Origin of the sequence: Blastomonas sp. (assembly GCF_041747255.1) — a bacterium.
Lineage (GTDB): Bacteria > Pseudomonadota > Alphaproteobacteria > Sphingomonadales > Sphingomonadaceae > Blastomonas.
The window spans coordinates 1-14,842 of sequence record NZ_JBGTFM010000056.1 but is presented as its reverse complement, the minus strand read 5'-3'; the positions used below and the strand labels follow the sequence as shown (position 1 = coordinate 14,842).

General features: G+C 61.9%; 16 protein-coding genes and 1 pseudogene. 11 read left to right on the top strand and 6 right to left on the bottom strand.

Annotation, left to right across the window (positions count from 1 at the left end; all coding sequences use genetic code 11):
- Window positions 1–169, top strand: a pseudogene (locus tag ACEW8G_RS02165) (lipopolysaccharide biosynthesis protein); the annotation flags it as partial.
- A 36-nt stretch (window positions 170–205) separates the two neighbouring features.
- Here the strand turns inward: ACEW8G_RS02165 and mltG are convergent.
- The 5 genes from mltG to fabD all read right to left on the bottom strand — a co-directional run bounded on the left by mltG (window position 206) and on the right by fabD (window position 4,907).
- A complete protein-coding gene (gene mltG, locus ACEW8G_RS02160; RefSeq protein ID WP_373486807.1) occupies window positions 206–1,180 on the bottom strand; it encodes an endolytic transglycosylase MltG in 975 nt (324 codons plus the stop codon).
- A 7-nt stretch (window positions 1,181–1,187) separates the two neighbouring features.
- Window positions 1,188–2,444: a beta-ketoacyl-ACP synthase II gene (gene fabF, locus ACEW8G_RS02155; RefSeq protein WP_373486806.1), complete on the bottom strand. Its 1,257-nt coding sequence runs from the start codon at window positions 2,442–2,444 to the stop codon at window positions 1,188–1,190.
- Window positions 2,445–2,679: 235 nt separating this feature from the next.
- Complete coding sequence (locus tag ACEW8G_RS02150; protein ID WP_373486805.1) at window positions 2,680–2,916, bottom strand: acyl carrier protein; 237 nt, start codon at window positions 2,914–2,916, stop codon at window positions 2,680–2,682.
- 132 nt (window positions 2,917–3,048) lie between these two features.
- Window positions 3,049–3,786, bottom strand: a complete 738-nt coding sequence (gene fabG, locus ACEW8G_RS02145) for a 3-oxoacyl-[acyl-carrier-protein] reductase (RefSeq protein ID WP_373486804.1) — start codon at window positions 3,784–3,786, stop codon at window positions 3,049–3,051.
- 182 nt (window positions 3,787–3,968) lie between these two features.
- On the bottom strand, window positions 3,969–4,907 hold the full coding sequence (fabD, locus tag ACEW8G_RS02140; protein ID WP_373486803.1) for an ACP S-malonyltransferase: 939 nt from the start codon (window positions 4,905–4,907) through the stop codon (window positions 3,969–3,971).
- 111 nt (window positions 4,908–5,018) lie between these two features.
- Between fabD and ACEW8G_RS02135 the strand changes: the two genes are divergently transcribed.
- The 5 genes from ACEW8G_RS02135 to rplI all read left to right on the top strand — a co-directional run bounded on the left by ACEW8G_RS02135 (window position 5,019) and on the right by rplI (window position 9,149).
- Window positions 5,019–6,416 carry a phosphotransferase family protein gene (locus ACEW8G_RS02135; RefSeq protein WP_373486802.1) on the top strand — a complete coding sequence of 466 codons (1,398 nt, stop codon included), beginning with the start codon at window positions 5,019–5,021 and terminating at the stop codon, window positions 6,414–6,416.
- A 207-nt stretch (window positions 6,417–6,623) separates the two neighbouring features.
- A complete protein-coding gene (locus ACEW8G_RS02130; protein ID WP_373486801.1) occupies window positions 6,624–7,724 on the top strand; it encodes a GGDEF domain-containing protein in 1,101 nt (366 codons plus the stop codon).
- A gap of 179 nt (window positions 7,725–7,903) precedes the next feature.
- Complete coding sequence (gene rpsF, locus ACEW8G_RS02125) at window positions 7,904–8,263, top strand: 30S ribosomal protein S6 (RefSeq protein WP_373486800.1); 360 nt, start codon at window positions 7,904–7,906, stop codon at window positions 8,261–8,263.
- Between the two features lie 21 nt (window positions 8,264–8,284).
- Window positions 8,285–8,509 (top strand): 30S ribosomal protein S18, encoded by a 225-nt coding sequence (gene rpsR / locus ACEW8G_RS02120; RefSeq protein WP_373486799.1) that lies wholly within the window; start codon window positions 8,285–8,287, stop codon window positions 8,507–8,509.
- A gap of 13 nt (window positions 8,510–8,522) precedes the next feature.
- Window positions 8,523–9,149 carry a 50S ribosomal protein L9 gene (gene rplI / locus ACEW8G_RS02115; RefSeq protein ID WP_373486798.1) on the top strand — a complete coding sequence of 209 codons (627 nt, stop codon included), beginning with the start codon at window positions 8,523–8,525 and terminating at the stop codon, window positions 9,147–9,149.
- A 65-nt stretch (window positions 9,150–9,214) separates the two neighbouring features.
- Here rplI and ACEW8G_RS02110 read toward each other — a convergent pair whose 3' ends face one another.
- Window positions 9,215–9,775 (bottom strand): YbjN domain-containing protein, encoded by a 561-nt coding sequence (locus ACEW8G_RS02110; RefSeq protein WP_373486797.1) that lies wholly within the window; start codon window positions 9,773–9,775, stop codon window positions 9,215–9,217.
- 134 nt (window positions 9,776–9,909) lie between these two features.
- On the opposite strand from ACEW8G_RS02110, the gene ACEW8G_RS02105 reads away from it, so the two are divergent.
- The 5 genes from ACEW8G_RS02105 to ACEW8G_RS02085 form a co-directional block, all read left to right on the top strand.
- Window positions 9,910–11,343 carry an AMP nucleosidase gene (locus ACEW8G_RS02105; RefSeq protein ID WP_373486796.1) on the top strand — a complete coding sequence of 478 codons (1,434 nt, stop codon included), beginning with the start codon at window positions 9,910–9,912 and terminating at the stop codon, window positions 11,341–11,343.
- Window positions 11,344–11,359: 16 nt separating this feature from the next.
- Window positions 11,360–12,025, top strand: a complete 666-nt coding sequence (locus ACEW8G_RS02100) for an energy transducer TonB (protein ID WP_373486795.1) — start codon at window positions 11,360–11,362, stop codon at window positions 12,023–12,025.
- A 127-nt stretch (window positions 12,026–12,152) separates the two neighbouring features.
- Window positions 12,153–12,494: an ArsR/SmtB family transcription factor gene (locus ACEW8G_RS02095; protein ID WP_373486794.1), complete on the top strand. Its 342-nt coding sequence runs from the start codon at window positions 12,153–12,155 to the stop codon at window positions 12,492–12,494.
- Between the two features lie 46 nt (window positions 12,495–12,540).
- On the top strand, window positions 12,541–13,212 hold the full coding sequence (locus ACEW8G_RS02090; protein WP_373486793.1) for a carbonic anhydrase: 672 nt from the start codon (window positions 12,541–12,543) through the stop codon (window positions 13,210–13,212).
- A gap of 37 nt (window positions 13,213–13,249) precedes the next feature.
- Window positions 13,250–14,842, top strand: a 1,593-nt coding sequence (locus tag ACEW8G_RS02085) for a SulP family inorganic anion transporter (protein WP_373486792.1), incomplete at its 3' end; no start/stop codon positions are given.

Here is a 14,842-nt window from a genome sequence, read left to right as displayed (position 1 = left end):
ATGGGCGGTGGCGGCAGGCTCGGTGGTGGGCTTCGGCGCGACCAAGCTGCCCGAATGGGCCGAGCTGCTGTTTGGCATCCCCGCGATTCTCGCCGCCTATGGCTGGGTGATCTGGCGGCGCGGCTTTGGCCCCGAGGACCGCGAGTTGTTCCGGAAGAAAGCGGTGTAGGTTGCCCGTACCCTATCGGATGCCGCCAATTAGCGCCTACATCTCGCCGCGAGCACGGCGCAGCGCGAACCATTTCTCCACATTGCGGTTGTGGTCGGCGAGCGTATTCGCGAACACATGGCCGCCGGTGCCATCGGCCACGAAATACAGTGCCTCGGTCTTCGCCGGATTGAGCACCGCTTCAATCGAGGCGCGGCCCGGGTTGGTGATCGGGCCCTTGGGCAGGCCGGTCATCGCATAGGTGTTGTAATCGTTCACATCGGCGATCTCTGACTGGCGGATACGCCGCCCCAGCGGTTTGCCGCGCGTGATCGGATAGATGATCGTCGGGTCCGCCTGCAGCATCATACCCTTGCGCACGCGGTTGCTGTAGACGCCTGCAACCATCCGCCGCTCGGAGGACTTGCCGGTTTCCTTCTCGACGATCGCTGCCAGAATCACGGCTTCTTGCGGCGATGTCACCACCGTGTCGGGCGATCGTTTCGGCCACAGTTCGGTCAGCGTCGCCTGCATCGCCTTTTGCATCCGCAGCATCACCGCGATCCGCTTTTCGCCGCGTTCAAAGCTGTAGCTTTCGGGCAGCAGCGATCCTTCGGCGGGCACCGGCACGGTGCCGGTCAGCAGCGGCTCGGCCATCAACTTTTCGTGCACCAAAATGCTGGGCATGCCCTCTGGCACCGTCACCATGCGCAGCACGACATCGCTGCCCTGCAAGATGCCGAGGATTTGCGAATGGCTGGCGCGCGCGGGAATGATGAACTCGCCAGCCTTGATCGGAGCATCGCCGCCGAACACCTTGGCGCGGTTCAGGAACGCGCTGGCCGAGCTGATCGCGCCCGCCTCTTCCAGCAGATCGGCAGCGCGGCCCAGGCTGCTGCCGCGCGGGATGACAATCGACAGTTCCTGCTTTGCCGGGCCGGACGCGCTCCAGCCCCAGAAGAAATTGCCGCCGATCAGCAGCACAGCCGCCAACGCAGCGGCCAATACAAGACAGCCCAGGCGGCGCAGCATATCGGGGTCAGACCGCCTTCATGATCAGGCTGGCGTTGGTGCCGCCAAAGCCGAAGCTGTTGTTGAGCACGGCGCGCACCGTGCGCTTTTTGGCCGTGTGCGGAACCAGATCGACGCCCTCGCAGCCCTCGCTCGGGTTATCCAGGTTGAGCGTCGGCGGCACGATCTGGTCACGGATGGCAAGAATGCAGAAAATCGCCTCGACCGCGCCCGCGCCGCCCAGCAGATGGCCGATGGCCGATTTGGTCGAGCTCATCGACACCCCCGAAATGGCATCGCCAAACAGCCTTTTGACGGCGCTCAGCTCGATGGTGTCGGCCATCGTCGAGGTCCCGTGTGCGTTGATGTAATCGATGTCGGCCGGGGTCATGTTCGCGCGCTTCAGCGCCATTTCCATCGCGCGATAGGCACCATCGCCCTCGGGATGCGGCGCGGTCACATGATAGGCATCACCCGACAGTCCGTAACCTACGACCTCGGCATAGATTTTTGCGCCACGTGCCTTGGCATGTTCGTATTCCTCAAGCACGACAACGCCCGCGCCTTCGCCCATGACAAAGCCGTCGCGATCCTGGTCATAGGGACGGCTGGCCTGTTCGGGACGATCATTATAGCTCATATTGAGCGCGCGCGCCTGTGCGAAACCGGCGATTCCGATGGGGCAGATCGTCGCTTCAGCGCCGCCGGCCACCATGACATCTGCGTCATCGAGCGCAATCATCCGCGCCGCATCGCCAATCGAGTGCGCGCCGGTCGAACACGCGGTCACGACGGCGTGGTTCGGTCCCATCAGCCCATATTTGATCGAGACCTGGCCCGAAATGAGGTTGATCAGCCGCCCGTGGACAAAGTGCGGCGAGACGCGGCCCGGACCTTTCTCGGCAAGCAGCAGCGATTCACTCTCGATACCCGGCAGGCCGCCGATCCCCGAACCGATCGAACAGCCCGCGCGGTAGCGTTGCTGCTCGGTCATCTCAGTGAGGCCAGCATCTTCGAGCGCCTGGCCTGCAGCATCGATGCCATAGATGATGAACGGATCGACCTGCCGCTGCACCTTGTGGTCAACCCGCAGGTTGGGATCGAAGCCATAGGCATGGTCAGCGGGCTTTACCTCGCAGGCGATGCGGCACTTATACTCGCTCGCATCGAACCGGGTGATCGGACCAGCACCCGATTTGGCGGCGATCAGATTGGCCCAGGCGGTCTCAACATCCGCCCCCAGCGGCGTCACCAGCCCCAATCCCGTAATCACTACACGGCGCATTCGCCATCACTCCTGCATCATCAGGCCAGATATCCGGATGCCAACCCCTCCTTCTGGCGGGACCGACAGCCTGCTGGCAGCCCCAAACCAAATGGCTCCCCGGTTCGTCATACGACAAACAGGAGAGCCATCAAATCTTCACATCGTCATCGCCTGAACAAGGCCATGGCCGACACCTTTGCCTGACTTGCGATCCCGCAACCGGGATGCAAGCCGCAACGGGCCAATTCCCGTGTCAGCCCTTGTGGCTATCAATATAATCGATCGCATCATTGACGGTGCTGATCTTTTCAGCGGCGTCGTCAGGAATTTCGACCCCGAATTCTTCTTCAAAAGCCATCACCAGTTCGACGATGTCGAGGCTGTCTGCGCCAAGATCGTCGATAAAGCTTGCGTCCTCGGTGACCTTCTCAGCTTCGACGCCGAGATGCTCGATCACGATCTTTTTAACGCGGTCCCCAGTTTCACTCATTCAGAGTTCCTTTGTCTTCATGGCTTGCGAAAGTTGCGAATGAAAATATCCATGCCGCCCTAATGCGGGTTTGAGCCGCTGGCAAGAGGCGGTGCGCGGGTTATGGGCGTAACGAATGCCTGCAAAGTCGCGTTACAACATCGCCATGCCGCCGTTGACGTGCAGCGTCTGGCCGGTGACATAGCCTGCCTCGCGGCTGGCGAGATAAACCACGGCGGCGGCGACATCATCGCCCTTGCCCAGCTTGCCTGCCGGAATGCGGCCCAGCAGCGCGCTCGTCTGCGCCTCGGGCAGCCCCTCGGTCATCGCAGAGGCGATGAATCCGGGTGCGACGCAGTTGACTGTGATGTTGCGGCTGGCGAGCTCTGCCGCCAGCGCCTTGGACATGCCAACCAGCCCGGCCTTGGACGCGGCATAATTGGCCTGGCCCGGATTGCCGGTGGCACCGACCACGCTGGTGATCGAGATCATCCGTCCGAAGCGCGCCTTCATCATCGGCCTGGCGGCGGCGCGGCAGAGGCGAAAGGCCGCTTCAAGGTTGACGCGGATAACATCGGACCATTCGTCATCTTTCATCCGCATCGCCAGATTGTCGCGCGTGATCCCGGCGTTGTTGACGAGGATATCAAGCGTTCCCAAAGCCTCAACCGCGCGCGGCACCAGCGCGTCAACCGCAGCGGGATCGGACAGATCACAGGCAAGCGCGACATGATCGCCGCCAATCGTCGCGGCAAAGTCGGCGAGCTTGGCCTCGTTGCTGCCCGACAGCGCCAGCCGCGCGCCATGGCCTGCAAGCCCGTGCGCAATCGCTGAACCGATGCCCCCGCTGGCGCCGGTGACAAGGGCGGTCATGCCTGACAGGTCGAACATAATGCGTCTCTCCAATTATTACGCCTCTCCCCCGGCGGGAGAGGCCGCGAGACTTGGTGGCTGTGCCACCTGGTCGCAGCGCGAGAGGGGGAAAAGCGTGAAACCGCCGCACCCTCTCCAACTCCGGCTAGCCAGCAAGCTGGCAAGCCTGCATATCCTCCCCCGTCAAGGGGGAGGACAATTCACAACGCCGCGAACAGCGCCTCGATGTCGTTCATCTCGATAATGCTGCTCGCATCAACGTCATCGACGATCCGCTTGACCATCGGCGACAGCACCCGCGCGCCGAGCTCGACGAACTGGTCGACCCCGGCGGCATGCATGTTGGCAATGGTTTCACGCCAGCGCACCATCGCGGTTACCTGCTCGACCAGCAGCGTCGCGATCACGGCGGGGTCGCTTTCCGGCTGCGCGGTAACATTGGCATAAACCGGCACTGATGGCGCGGCCAAAGTGATTTGCGCCAGCGCCTCTGCCATGCGGTCAGCGGCCGGCTGCATCAGTGCGCAATGGAAGGGGGCAGAGACAGCAAGGATCATCGCCTTGCGCGCGCCAAGCGCCTTGGCAATCGGCAGCGCGCGCTCAACCGCCGCCGCATCGCCCGAAATCACCACTTGCCCGGGGCCATTGTCGTTCGCTGCCGCGCACACCTGATCCTGCGCGGCCTCTGCCGCAGCCTTCACCGCATTGTCGAAATCGATACCGAGCAGCGCCGCCATCGCGCCCTGTCCGGCGCTGACCGACGCCTGCATCGCCTGTCCGCGCAGCTTCAGCAGCCGCGCGGTGGTGGCCAGATCGAACGTGCCCGCAGCGCACAATGCTGCATATTCGCCAAGGCTGTGCCCCGCGACAAACGCGACCTTGCTCGCCATGTCCATATGGCCTTCGCGCTCCATCACACGCAGCGTGGCGATGGCATTGGCCATGATGGCGGGCTGTGCATTTTCGGTCAGCGTCAGCGCGTCTTCGGGGCCGTCGCACATCAGGCGAAACAGGCTTTGGCCAAGAGCGTCATCGACCTCCTGAAACACCTCGCGCGCCACAGGACTGGCGGCGGCGAGTGCCCTGCCCATGCCGACCTTCTGGCTGCCCTGACCCGGAAAGATGAAAGCGCGTGTCATAGCCATCGTGTCCCTTGCCCCCGATATCATCAAGCGCCGCCCGTTAATGCCGTTGCCGCAGCGTTGCAAGCGGCTTGCCGGGTCTGATGCCATCAGCCTATCACATGCCCCATGGACGATGCGATGTTTAGTGCTGCGCTGGAAACGCTGTGCCGAGACCGGTTCGGTGCGGGCCATCTGGCTGGTCTCCAGCGCCTCTCGGGCGGGGCGAGCATGGAAAGCTGGCGCTTTGTCTGGGGCGGTGAAGCGCTTATTTTGCGGCGGCTTCCGCCCGGTCTGCAAGCCAGCGACGCAACCGTCGACAGCGCCAGAATCAGCCTGTCCGATCAAGCCGATCTGATCGCGCTGGCCGGTCGCCACGCGGTGCAGGTGCCCGCGGTGCGTGCACGGCTGACAGCGGCAGACGGGCTGGGCGAAGGCTTCATCATGGCCTGCGCACCCGGCGAAGCACTGCCGCAGATTTTGCTACGCGACCCGGTTTATCGCCGGGCGCTCGATGGGCTGGCGACGCAATGGGCAGAGCAGCTCGCGGCCATCCACCGCCTGCCTGTGGACGCACTGCCTGACGGGATTGCGCGCACGACGGCGGCGCAGCTGCTCGTCGATCTGGAAGCGCGCTGGCACGCGCTGGGCGGCACATCGCCGGTGTTCGCTCTGGCCTTCGGCTGGCTGGAGCGCGCTGTGCCAGCGCCAGTCACGCCCGCATTGTGCCACGGCGATTTTCGCATGGGCAACCTGCTGATCACCCCCGATGGCCTGTCGGCAGTGCTCGACTGGGAGCTCGCGCATCTGGGCGATCCGGTGCAGGATCTCGCCTTTGGTTGCACCCCCAGTTGGCGCTTTGGCCATTATGACCTGCCACTGGGCGGCTTCGCCCGCGCCGAAAACCTGCTGGAACATTATGCCGCGATCACCGGCACGCCTGTAGACCCGGCACGGTTCCGCTTCTGGCTGGTCTACGCGTGCCTGTGGTGGGGCGTGTGCTGCCTGACGATGGCGGATATCTGGCGGCAGAGTGATGACGCCAGCCCCGAGCGGCTGGTCATCGGCCGCCGCGTTTCAGAGGTCGAGATCGATCTGCTGCTGATGCTCGGCGATGACCTGCCGGCGCCCATACATGCGTTTGCGCTGCCCAATTGCGCGATTGCTGCGGACACCGGCGTGCCTGCGGGCCATGCGCTTATCGATGCGGTGCGCGCATGGCTGGATCAGCGCGTCATTTCTGCGAGCAGCGGCCATGCCCGGTTCGAGGCCAAGGTGGCGGCCAATGCGCTGCAGATGGCGGCGCGCGACGCCGCGCTGGGGACACGCTTTGCGGATGCGCAGGCGCAGCGGCTGGCGCACCTGAGGCTGGATGAAAGCGAACTCAACGCGCTGTTGCGGAGCGGGCCCGGCACGGTCATTCCGGCTATCCATGATCATCTGCGACAGCTGGCGGTGGAAAACTGCAGCATCGACCAGCCGCATTATGCCGGCCTGCGCAAGGCGAGCGAGATTTGGTCAGTCTAAGTGCCAATTTATTTTTTGACCGATCAGCATCGGAAAAAAATCAATGAATTCAATGATTGATGTACAAAACATCTGCCGAATGAACCAAATATTATCCTTAATGGCGCACATCTGCTGCCGTTAACGCAAGTGCACTCATCAATCACCGATCACGGAAAACTTACCATGGCAGAACCAATGGGCCAGCGCATAAACCTTCGTGATCGCATGAAACTTGCGGCCTCCATTCTCGCCGGGCAGGGCGCGGCGGCTGATGATGAAGCGCAGCAGGACAGCGTCCACGAGAACATCAGTCGCCAGCAATATATGAAAGTAATCAGCTTTCTGGAGCAGGTGCAGCTTGACCCGCTACCTGATCACTACCGACTGGCCTGGGAATATCTGAATGGCGGCAACAACATGTTGCGCGATGCAGTGAACGGCAAGCTCGATGCCAACGGACGGCTGTCGGCTGAAATGGTCGCGGAAATCCTCGACGAGTGCGAGGGCCATATCAAGGTCAAGGATCTGAACGCGCTGGTCGCCGAGAGCGAAGCCCTGCTGACCGGTGGGTTCAAGATGCTGAGCAAGAGTGGCAAGGAAAGCGAAGCCTATGCCGACGCGTTGCAGTCACGGCTGGACTGGATGCGCGATCTTGACCCGAGCGAGCAATCCGACATGCCGATCGAGGCACAGTTTCAGGCGCTGATGAAAATCACCAGCCAGATGATGAAATCGACGCGCAAGGCCAGCCAGAGCCTGGACCAGAGCACCAAGCAACTGACCGCGATGCGCACCCGGCTCGATGAAGCCAACACCAAGGCACAACGCGACCAGCTGACCGGCCTTCCCAACCGCTGGGCGTTCGAACAGCAGTTTTCCGCCGCCATCATCCGCGCCAAAGAGCGGTTTGAGCCGCTGTCGGTGGCCTTCATCGACATCGACCATTTCAAGTCGGTCAACGACACGCATGGCCATGAGGCGGGCGACCGTGTGCTGCAGCTGGTTGCCAAGCATCTCGACCGATTCGGGCGCGGCAACTGCCATCTGGCGCGTCACGGCGGCGAGGAGTTCGTCATCGTGCTTGAAAACACCAGCACTGCCGAGGCCAAGGAACAAATCGACGTGGTGCGCGAAGATCTGGCCGAACGCTCGCTGGTCAATCGCGACAATGGCTCATCCATCGGCAAGGTCACTTTCTCGGCGGGCATCGCCGCGTTTAACCCGAGCGAACCGAACCGGCAGGTGCTGCGCAACGCCGATGCTGCCCTTTATGAAGCGAAAAACAGCGGCCGCAATCAGGTCCGCATTTTTGGCGCAGCGGGCTGAGGACGAACATTCATGGCGCTTTTTCTCATCACCAGACTTGCTTTCCTGCGGGCTTTGGGTATTAGCCCGCGCTTGCCCACGGACGACTGACCGTTTTCCAACAAAGCATGAAGAAAGCCGGAGGGGTGTGACGCACGGTGCGCGCATCAGCGATCGGCAGATGAGCAAAGGACGTCCACATGCCGCTTTACGAGCATGTTTTTCTGGCGCGCCAGGACCTGTCACAGGCCCAGGTTGATACGCTGGCAGCAGCCGCCACCGAGATTGTCGAACAGAACGCAGGCAAGGTCACCAAGACCGAGACCTGGGGCCTGCGCAACCTCGCCTACAAGATTCAAAAGAACCGCAAGGCGCATTTTGTGATGCTCAACATTGAGGCTCCGGCCGGTGTTGTCGCAGAACTCGAGCGCCAGACCGCGATCAACGAAGATGTCATCCGTTATCTGACGGTGCGCGTCGATGAGCTGGAAGCCGGCCCGTCGGTGATGATGCGCAAGCAGGAACGCGAACGTCGCCCCCGCCGCGACCGCGACGCCTGAGCCAGAAAAGGATAACGACCCATGGCACGCCCATTTTTCCGCCGCCGCAAGTCCTGCCCGTTCTCGGGCAAGAATGCTCCGATCATCGATTACAAGGATGTCCGCCTGCTGCAGGGTTTCATGTCCGAGCGGGGCAAGATCGTCCCCAGCCGGATCACCGCTGTATCGGGCAAAAAGCAGCGCGAGCTGTCCAAGGCCATCAAGCGCGCACGCCATGTCGGCCTGCTGCCGTATATCGTGAAGTAAGGGAGCAAGAGACATGCAGATCATTTTGCTCGAACGGATCGAAAAGCTCGGCTCGATCGGTGACGTTGTCACCGTGAAGGACGGCTATGCCCGCAACTTCCTGCTGCCCAACAAAAAGGCGCTGCGCGCCAACGAGGCCAACCGCAAGGTGTTTGAGGCCAATCGTGAGCGCATTGAAACCGAAAACGTCGCCAAGCGCGATGAAGCAGCCAAACACGCTGAATCGGTTGATGGCATGCAGATCGTGCTGATCCGCGCCTCGTCAAACAGCGGCCAGCTTTACGGTTCGGTCTCGGTGCGCGATATCGCCGATGCGCTGAACGCCGCTGGCGCCGACAGCGTCACCAAGGTGATGATCGTGCTCGAACGCCCGATCAAGACCCTGGGCGTCTTCCCGGTGCGCATTGCGCTGCACCCGGAAGTCTCGGTCAGCGTCACCATCAACGTCGCGCGCAGTGATGACGAGGCCGAGCTGCAGAAGGCCGGTGTCGATGTTATGCAGCAGATGTTTGAGGACGATCAGGCGCCGGTCGGCTTTGTCGAGAAGTTCGATCCCAACGCTGAGCCCGGCACCATTCCGGTGGACGAGCCCGAAGACGACGAGCCCGAAGCCACAGGCGACGACGAAACCAAAGCCTGATCGCTTGTCCGATCAACAATCAAAGGCCGGGTTCCAGCAATGGATCCCGGCTTTTTTGTGTGCACTCACTGCGCGGGCGGGTTGACCACCTCCTGATTGAAGCGCTGCGCCAGCACCACGAAGTTGGTGATCTCGCGGCGCAGGGTACCGCGTTTGACCCCAAAGTCGCTGATCAGATAGCGCGCGACAAAGGGCTCGCCCGCAACCGATACCCCGGCCTTGCTGAATTCATAGTTGCGGTTGAAGTCGCTCGCTGCCTGCGCGAGGTTGCCGGCATTGCGTTCCGCCGGCTTGGGCCAGAACGACAGCAGATAGACACCCTGACAGGCGGTCGGCTGATTGGGTGGGCACGCGGTAAAAAACATGTTGATTTTCAGCGCGCCGATGCTGGCCTCGACGAAATTGCGGCCATCGGGGCTTTGCCGGTCGGCGAGCGTCACCGCGTTGCCGAATGACGAAAATATCTCTCGGATGCTGGTCGAATTGAATGCGTTGACCTCAACCCGGTCGTCTGCGTTGCCCCCGGCCTGCTGGGCGGTTGCCGGAGCCGCTGCCGCCATCACCAGCGCGCCTGCCACGAGACTTGCCCGGCGCATCATCCGCCCAAAATACCTGCCTTGCCGCATATATGGTCCTCTCGCCTCGTTGTAATGCCAAGCATAAGCTTTGACCGCGCTGTATTGCAACTGTTTGAAATGCAGCCAAAGCGCGCGCCTTATCCTGTAATGACACTGCCGCGCTTTGCGGTTAAGCGAAACGCATGACCACAGTATCTGACATCATCGACCAGTTGACCGAAACCTACGAGCGTTCGATCTCCCGACTGCAGGCCGCGATCAAGGCCTATGTCAACGAAGGCGTGCTCCCCGCTCCTGAAAGCCGCAGCGACGGCAGCTTTGCTTATCCGGTGCTGCGCATCGCCTATGCCGGCAAGGAATATGGCAATATCGCCAGCCAGTCATTCGGCAGGCTCAACGCCAATGGCACCTACAGCACCACCGTTACCCGCCCGCGACTGTTTGCCGACTATTTGACCGAGCAGCTGACCATCCTGACCGACAATTATGATGTCGAGATCACGGTCGAGGCGGGCCGCCAGGAAATTCCGTTTCCCTATGTGCTCGATGGCATCGCCGGGATGGAGCTGGGCAGCATCACCCCGCTTGAGCTCTCACGGCATTTCCCGACCACCGAGCTTGCCGACATCGGCGACGAGATCGCCGACGGGTTTCTGAGCTTCGGGCGGGAGCGGCCGCTGTCGCTGTTCGATGGCCTGCGTACCGATTTCTCGCTGGCGCGGCTGCGGCATTACACCGGCACCCCGCCCGAACATGTCCAGCGTTTCATCCTGTTCACCAACTATCATCGCTATGTTGACGAGTTTGTCGGCTGGGCCGCCAGCCAGATTGGCAAGGGCCACTATACCGCGCTGTCGGGCGCGGGCGGCCTGTATACCGATCAGCCCGATTCGGATCCCAGCCAGCTGGTCGCCGACAGCGCGTGGCGCAGGCACCAGATGCCCGCCTATCACCTGCTCGCGCCCGATTTTGGCGGCATCACGCTGGTCAACATCGGTGTCGGGCCATCCAACGCCAAGACGATCACCGATCATCTTGCGGTGCTGCGCCCCGAGGTCTGGCTGATGATCGGCCATTGCGGCGGCCTGCGCCCCAGCCAGCGCATCGGCGACTATGTGCTCGCCCATGCCTATCTGCGCGACGATCATATCATGGACGATGTGCTGCCCCCGGAAATCCCGATTCCGCCCATAGCCGAAGTGCAGCAGGCGCTCGCCCGCGCCTCGGAGATCGTCTCGGGCACCAGCGGTGCTGACCTCAAGCGGCGGATGCGCACCGGCACGGTGGTGACCACCGACGATCGCAACTGGGAACTGCGCTACAGCCAGAGCGCGCTGCGCTTTTCGCAGTCACGCGCGGTGGGCATCGACATGGAATCGGCGACCATCGCGGCGCAGGGTTATCGCTTCCGCGTCCCCTATGGCACGATGCTGTGCGTATCGGACAAGCCGCTGCATGGCGAACTCAAGCTGCCCGGCCAGGCCAATCGCTTTTACGACGAGGCAATCGCCGCCCACATGCAGATCGGCATCCGCACCTGCGAGCTTCTGCGCGAACAGGGCGGATCGCTCCACAGCCGCAAATTGCGCGCGTTCAACGAACCACCGTTCCGGTAATCACTGCGAGGACAACATGCGACGGATACTGATGCTTCCGGCAATGCTGGTTTGTCTGGCCACCCAGACGATGTCTGCCGCTGTTGCCCATGCAACAGCCGACATTCCAATCAGCAAAGACGACAGGGCCGATGACGTTCCGAAGAGCAACCTGCCATCTTATCCAGTGGGAGCAGCCGAGCCGGTGATGCGCACTGCCAAGGTGGCATTCCTCAGCGACGGATTCTCGCTTGAGCCAAAGTACTGCCTGCTGGTGGAAACCAGCGGCGATGCGACTGCAGATTTGCAAGCCTGCAAAACCGTGCAATTTTACAAAACCGACGTCGGCAAACCCGGCATCGAGGAAGCGCCAGTCTGGTCGGTTCAACCTGTTGAAGGCCATTTCGTCGGCCCGACCATAATTAATAGCGACAAAGCTGTGCTGGGCTATCCCGTCGGGAGCCTAAGAAAAGGGGCGCAGGGTACTGTCACGGTCAAACTGCTGGTGGAGGTCTCTGGCAAGGTCAGTGAATGTGCTGTGATGGTGACAAGCGGTGACAGTGCACTTGATCGCGTGACGTGTTCAGCGCTGTCGAAAAAAGCAAAATTTCGACCGGCGACGCTGGATAACCAACCTGTTGCTGCATATCACTTTACTGGCGCCACCTTCTACCAAGGCAATGGTCCGCGCAAAGTCAGGTGATCTGAGGCAACAGCTACATATCTGCAAGTCTTTGTAGATATGCATTGACGCAGACGATCGCTTTCCCTTATTGCGGCGATTACGCAACCTGCAAAGGATGCGTGTCGCCCAAGGGACACCACCGACCATGCCGCAACGCGTCCACGTCGCGCGAGAGCTTGCCGAGCTGCTCAAACTGCTCGCGCATCCCGATCGCATCCGGTTGATCGAGGAACTGCGGCTGGGCGAATGTGATGTGAACACTTTGGCCCGTCGGCTCAATCTGCCGCCGTCGCGCCTGTCCCAGCACCTCGGCCTGTTGCGCGCCGCGCGGCTGGTGGAGGAGCGGCGCCATGGGCGGCAACATATGTACTATCTTGTCCAGCCGCAGATCGCGCGCTGGATCGCCGATGCCCTGGCCTTTGTCGAGGTGCGGGCCCCTGCCGCTCTGGCCGGAGAGGCGCGCGAAGTGCGTGAGCTCTGGTCATGATGCCGCTCACGATCCCCTGACTTTAACCCAACGAAGGAACCTTCACATGCCCCATTTTGCTGCTGGTGTCGTCCGCTTCCAGACCGAAGTTTTCCCGGAAAAGCAGGCACTGTTCGAAAGCCTCGCCAAGGGCCAGTCCCCCGAAGCCCTGTTCATCACCTGCTCCGATTCGCGCATCGAAACCGCGATGATCACCCAGACCGAGCCCGGTGAACTGTTCATCTGCCGCAATGCCGGCAACATCGTACCCCCGCACACCCAGCAGACCGGCGGCATGACCGCCTCGATCGAATTTGCGGTCGCGGCGCTCAAGGTGCCGCACATCGTGGTCTGCGGCCATACCGAATGCGGCGCGATGAAAGGCGCGATGAATTTGGCTGGACTCGACAGCCTGCCGCACGTGCGCGAATGGCTCGGCTATTCGCGTGCGGCGGTTGAGGTGGTCAATCATATCGGCGCCGACCTTGACGATGCCGGCAAGATGAAAATGCTGCTCGAACAGAACGTCATCCTGCAGCTGACCCACCTCAAGACGCACCCGACCGTGGCCGCGCGGCTGGCGGCAGGCGATATCGTGCTGCACGGCTGGGTTTATGACATCAGGACCGGTGATGTGACCGCCTATGACGACGCCAAGCGCACATTCGTGCCGGTGCACGAACATTATGCGAGCGAGATGGCCGCCATCGCACTCGAAAAGCACGAATGCACGGCCTGATCTTCCCGAAATCTCTTCCTTCCCCAGGAGCCCAAACATGACTGCCAGGACCGCCCCGCCGATGAGCGAACTCGAGACGCTGAAAAAGAGCTGGCCGCAGGATCTGCTCGCCTCGGTCGTCGTCTTTCTTGTCGCGCTGCCGCTCTGCCTTGGCGTTGCCATTGCATCGGGGGCGCCGCCTGCGCTGGGGTTGATCACCGGCATCATCGGCGGACTGGTGGTCGGCTCGCTCGCCGGATCGCCGCTGCAGGTCAGCGGCCCGGCGGCGGGGCTGGCGGTGCTGTGCTACCAGCTGGTGGAAGAACACGGCCTGATCATGATGGGGGTTGTCGGCTTCATCGCCGGGACGCTGCAGCTGCTTGCCGGGATCGCGCGGCTGGGCCAGTGGTTCCGTGCGATTTCACCGTCGGTCATCCACGGGATGCTGGCGGGGATCGGCGTGCTGATCCTTGGTTCGCAGTTCCACGTGATGATCGATGACAGCCCGCGCGGCAGCGGCCTGGAAAACATCATCTCGATCCCCGAGGCAATCTACAAGGCGATCTTCCCGATGGCGATGGACAGCCATCACCTCGCCGCGATTGTCGGCGTTTCGACCATTGCCTCGATCCTGGTGTGGAACCAGTTCAAGCCCAAGGCGCTCAGCGTGGTGCCCGCGCCGCTGATCGCGGTCATCGTCGGCACCATGGTTGCCGCCTTTGCCGGGTTCGACATCAACCGCGTCACCGTGCCTGATAACATCATCGCATCGCTGAACATTCCGACGGCAGAGGCGCTGCAGCGTGGCCTGTCGATGGACATCATCCTGCTGGGTGTCGTGTTTGCCTTTGTGGCGAGCGCCGAAACGCTGCTGTGCGCCACTGCCGTTGACCAGATGCACACTGGCCCACGCACCAAATATGACAAGGAATTGCGGGGGCAGGGCGTCGGCAACATCCTGTGCGGTGTGGTGGGCGCGCTGCCGATGACCGGCGTGATCGTGCGCTCCTCCGCCAACGTGCAGGCAGGCGCCAAGACCCGTCTGTCGGCGATCATGCACGGCGGCTGGATTTTGGCGACCGTCGTGGCACTGCCCTGGCTGCTCGCGTACATCCCCACCGCCGCGCTGGCTGCGATCCTGGTCTACACCGGCTACAAGCTGGTCAACATTGCCCAGATCAAGAAAATTGCGTCTTATGGCCGCATCGAGCTCATCATCTATTTCGCGACCCTGCTCGGCATCGTGTTCTTCGACCTGTTGACCGGGGTAATCATCGGCTTTGTGCTGGCAACCGCCAAGGTCGTCTACACCTTCACCCATGTGCGCGTGGACCTTGAAGACGATGACATGGGTAATCGCACCGATGTGTTCCTGCACGGATCAGCCACCTTCTTTTCCATCCCGCGGCTTGCCAGCGTGCTGGAAACGGTGAAGTCGGGCCGCGCGGTGCATGTGCATGTCGAAAACCTTGACCACATCGACCACGCCTGTCTCGACATGCTGGGCGCTTGGGAAAAGCAGCACAATGCCACTGGCGGATCGATGGTCATGGAATGGAAGGACCTGCGCGAGCGCTACGCCTCGCCCTATGAAGCCAGCCTGCAACGCCGCACCAACGGCGATGCCAAAGAGCCTGGTCCGGGAGACGGG

Bases quoted from the DNA above. Each gene is read 5' to 3' on its own strand.
- fabD (WP_373486803.1), bottom strand. From the start codon at position 4,907: ATGACACGCGCTTTCATCTTTCCGGGTCAGGGCAGCCAGAAGGTCGGC.
- fabF (WP_373486806.1), bottom strand. From the start codon at position 2,444: ATGCGCCGTGTAGTGATTACGGGATTGGGGCTGGTGACGCCGCTGGGG.
- ACEW8G_RS02100 (WP_373486795.1), top strand. From the start codon at position 11,360: ATGCGACGGATACTGATGCTTCCGGCAATGCTGGTTTGTCTGGCCACC.
- rplI (WP_373486798.1), top strand. From the start codon at position 8,523: ATGCAGATCATTTTGCTCGAACGGATCGAAAAGCTCGGCTCGATCGGT.
- rpsR (WP_373486799.1), top strand. From the start codon at position 8,285: ATGGCACGCCCATTTTTCCGCCGCCGCAAGTCCTGCCCGTTCTCGGGC.
- fabG (WP_373486804.1), bottom strand. From the start codon at position 3,786: ATGTTCGACCTGTCAGGCATGACCGCCCTTGTCACCGGCGCCAGCGGG.
- ACEW8G_RS02130 (WP_373486801.1), top strand. From the start codon at position 6,624: ATGAAACTTGCGGCCTCCATTCTCGCCGGGCAGGGCGCGGCGGCTGAT.
- ACEW8G_RS02105 (WP_373486796.1), top strand. From the start codon at position 9,910: ATGACCACAGTATCTGACATCATCGACCAGTTGACCGAAACCTACGAG.
- ACEW8G_RS02095 (WP_373486794.1), top strand. From the start codon at position 12,153: ATGCCGCAACGCGTCCACGTCGCGCGAGAGCTTGCCGAGCTGCTCAAA.
- ACEW8G_RS02150 (WP_373486805.1), bottom strand. From the start codon at position 2,916: ATGAGTGAAACTGGGGACCGCGTTAAAAAGATCGTGATCGAGCATCTC.
- mltG (WP_373486807.1), bottom strand. From the start codon at position 1,180: ATGCTGCGCCGCCTGGGCTGTCTTGTATTGGCCGCTGCGTTGGCGGCT.
- rpsF (WP_373486800.1), top strand. From the start codon at position 7,904: ATGCCGCTTTACGAGCATGTTTTTCTGGCGCGCCAGGACCTGTCACAG.
- ACEW8G_RS02090 (WP_373486793.1), top strand. From the start codon at position 12,541: ATGCCCCATTTTGCTGCTGGTGTCGTCCGCTTCCAGACCGAAGTTTTC.
- ACEW8G_RS02110 (WP_373486797.1), bottom strand. From the start codon at position 9,775: ATGCGGCAAGGCAGGTATTTTGGGCGGATGATGCGCCGGGCAAGTCTC.
- ACEW8G_RS02135 (WP_373486802.1), top strand. From the start codon at position 5,019: ATGGACGATGCGATGTTTAGTGCTGCGCTGGAAACGCTGTGCCGAGAC.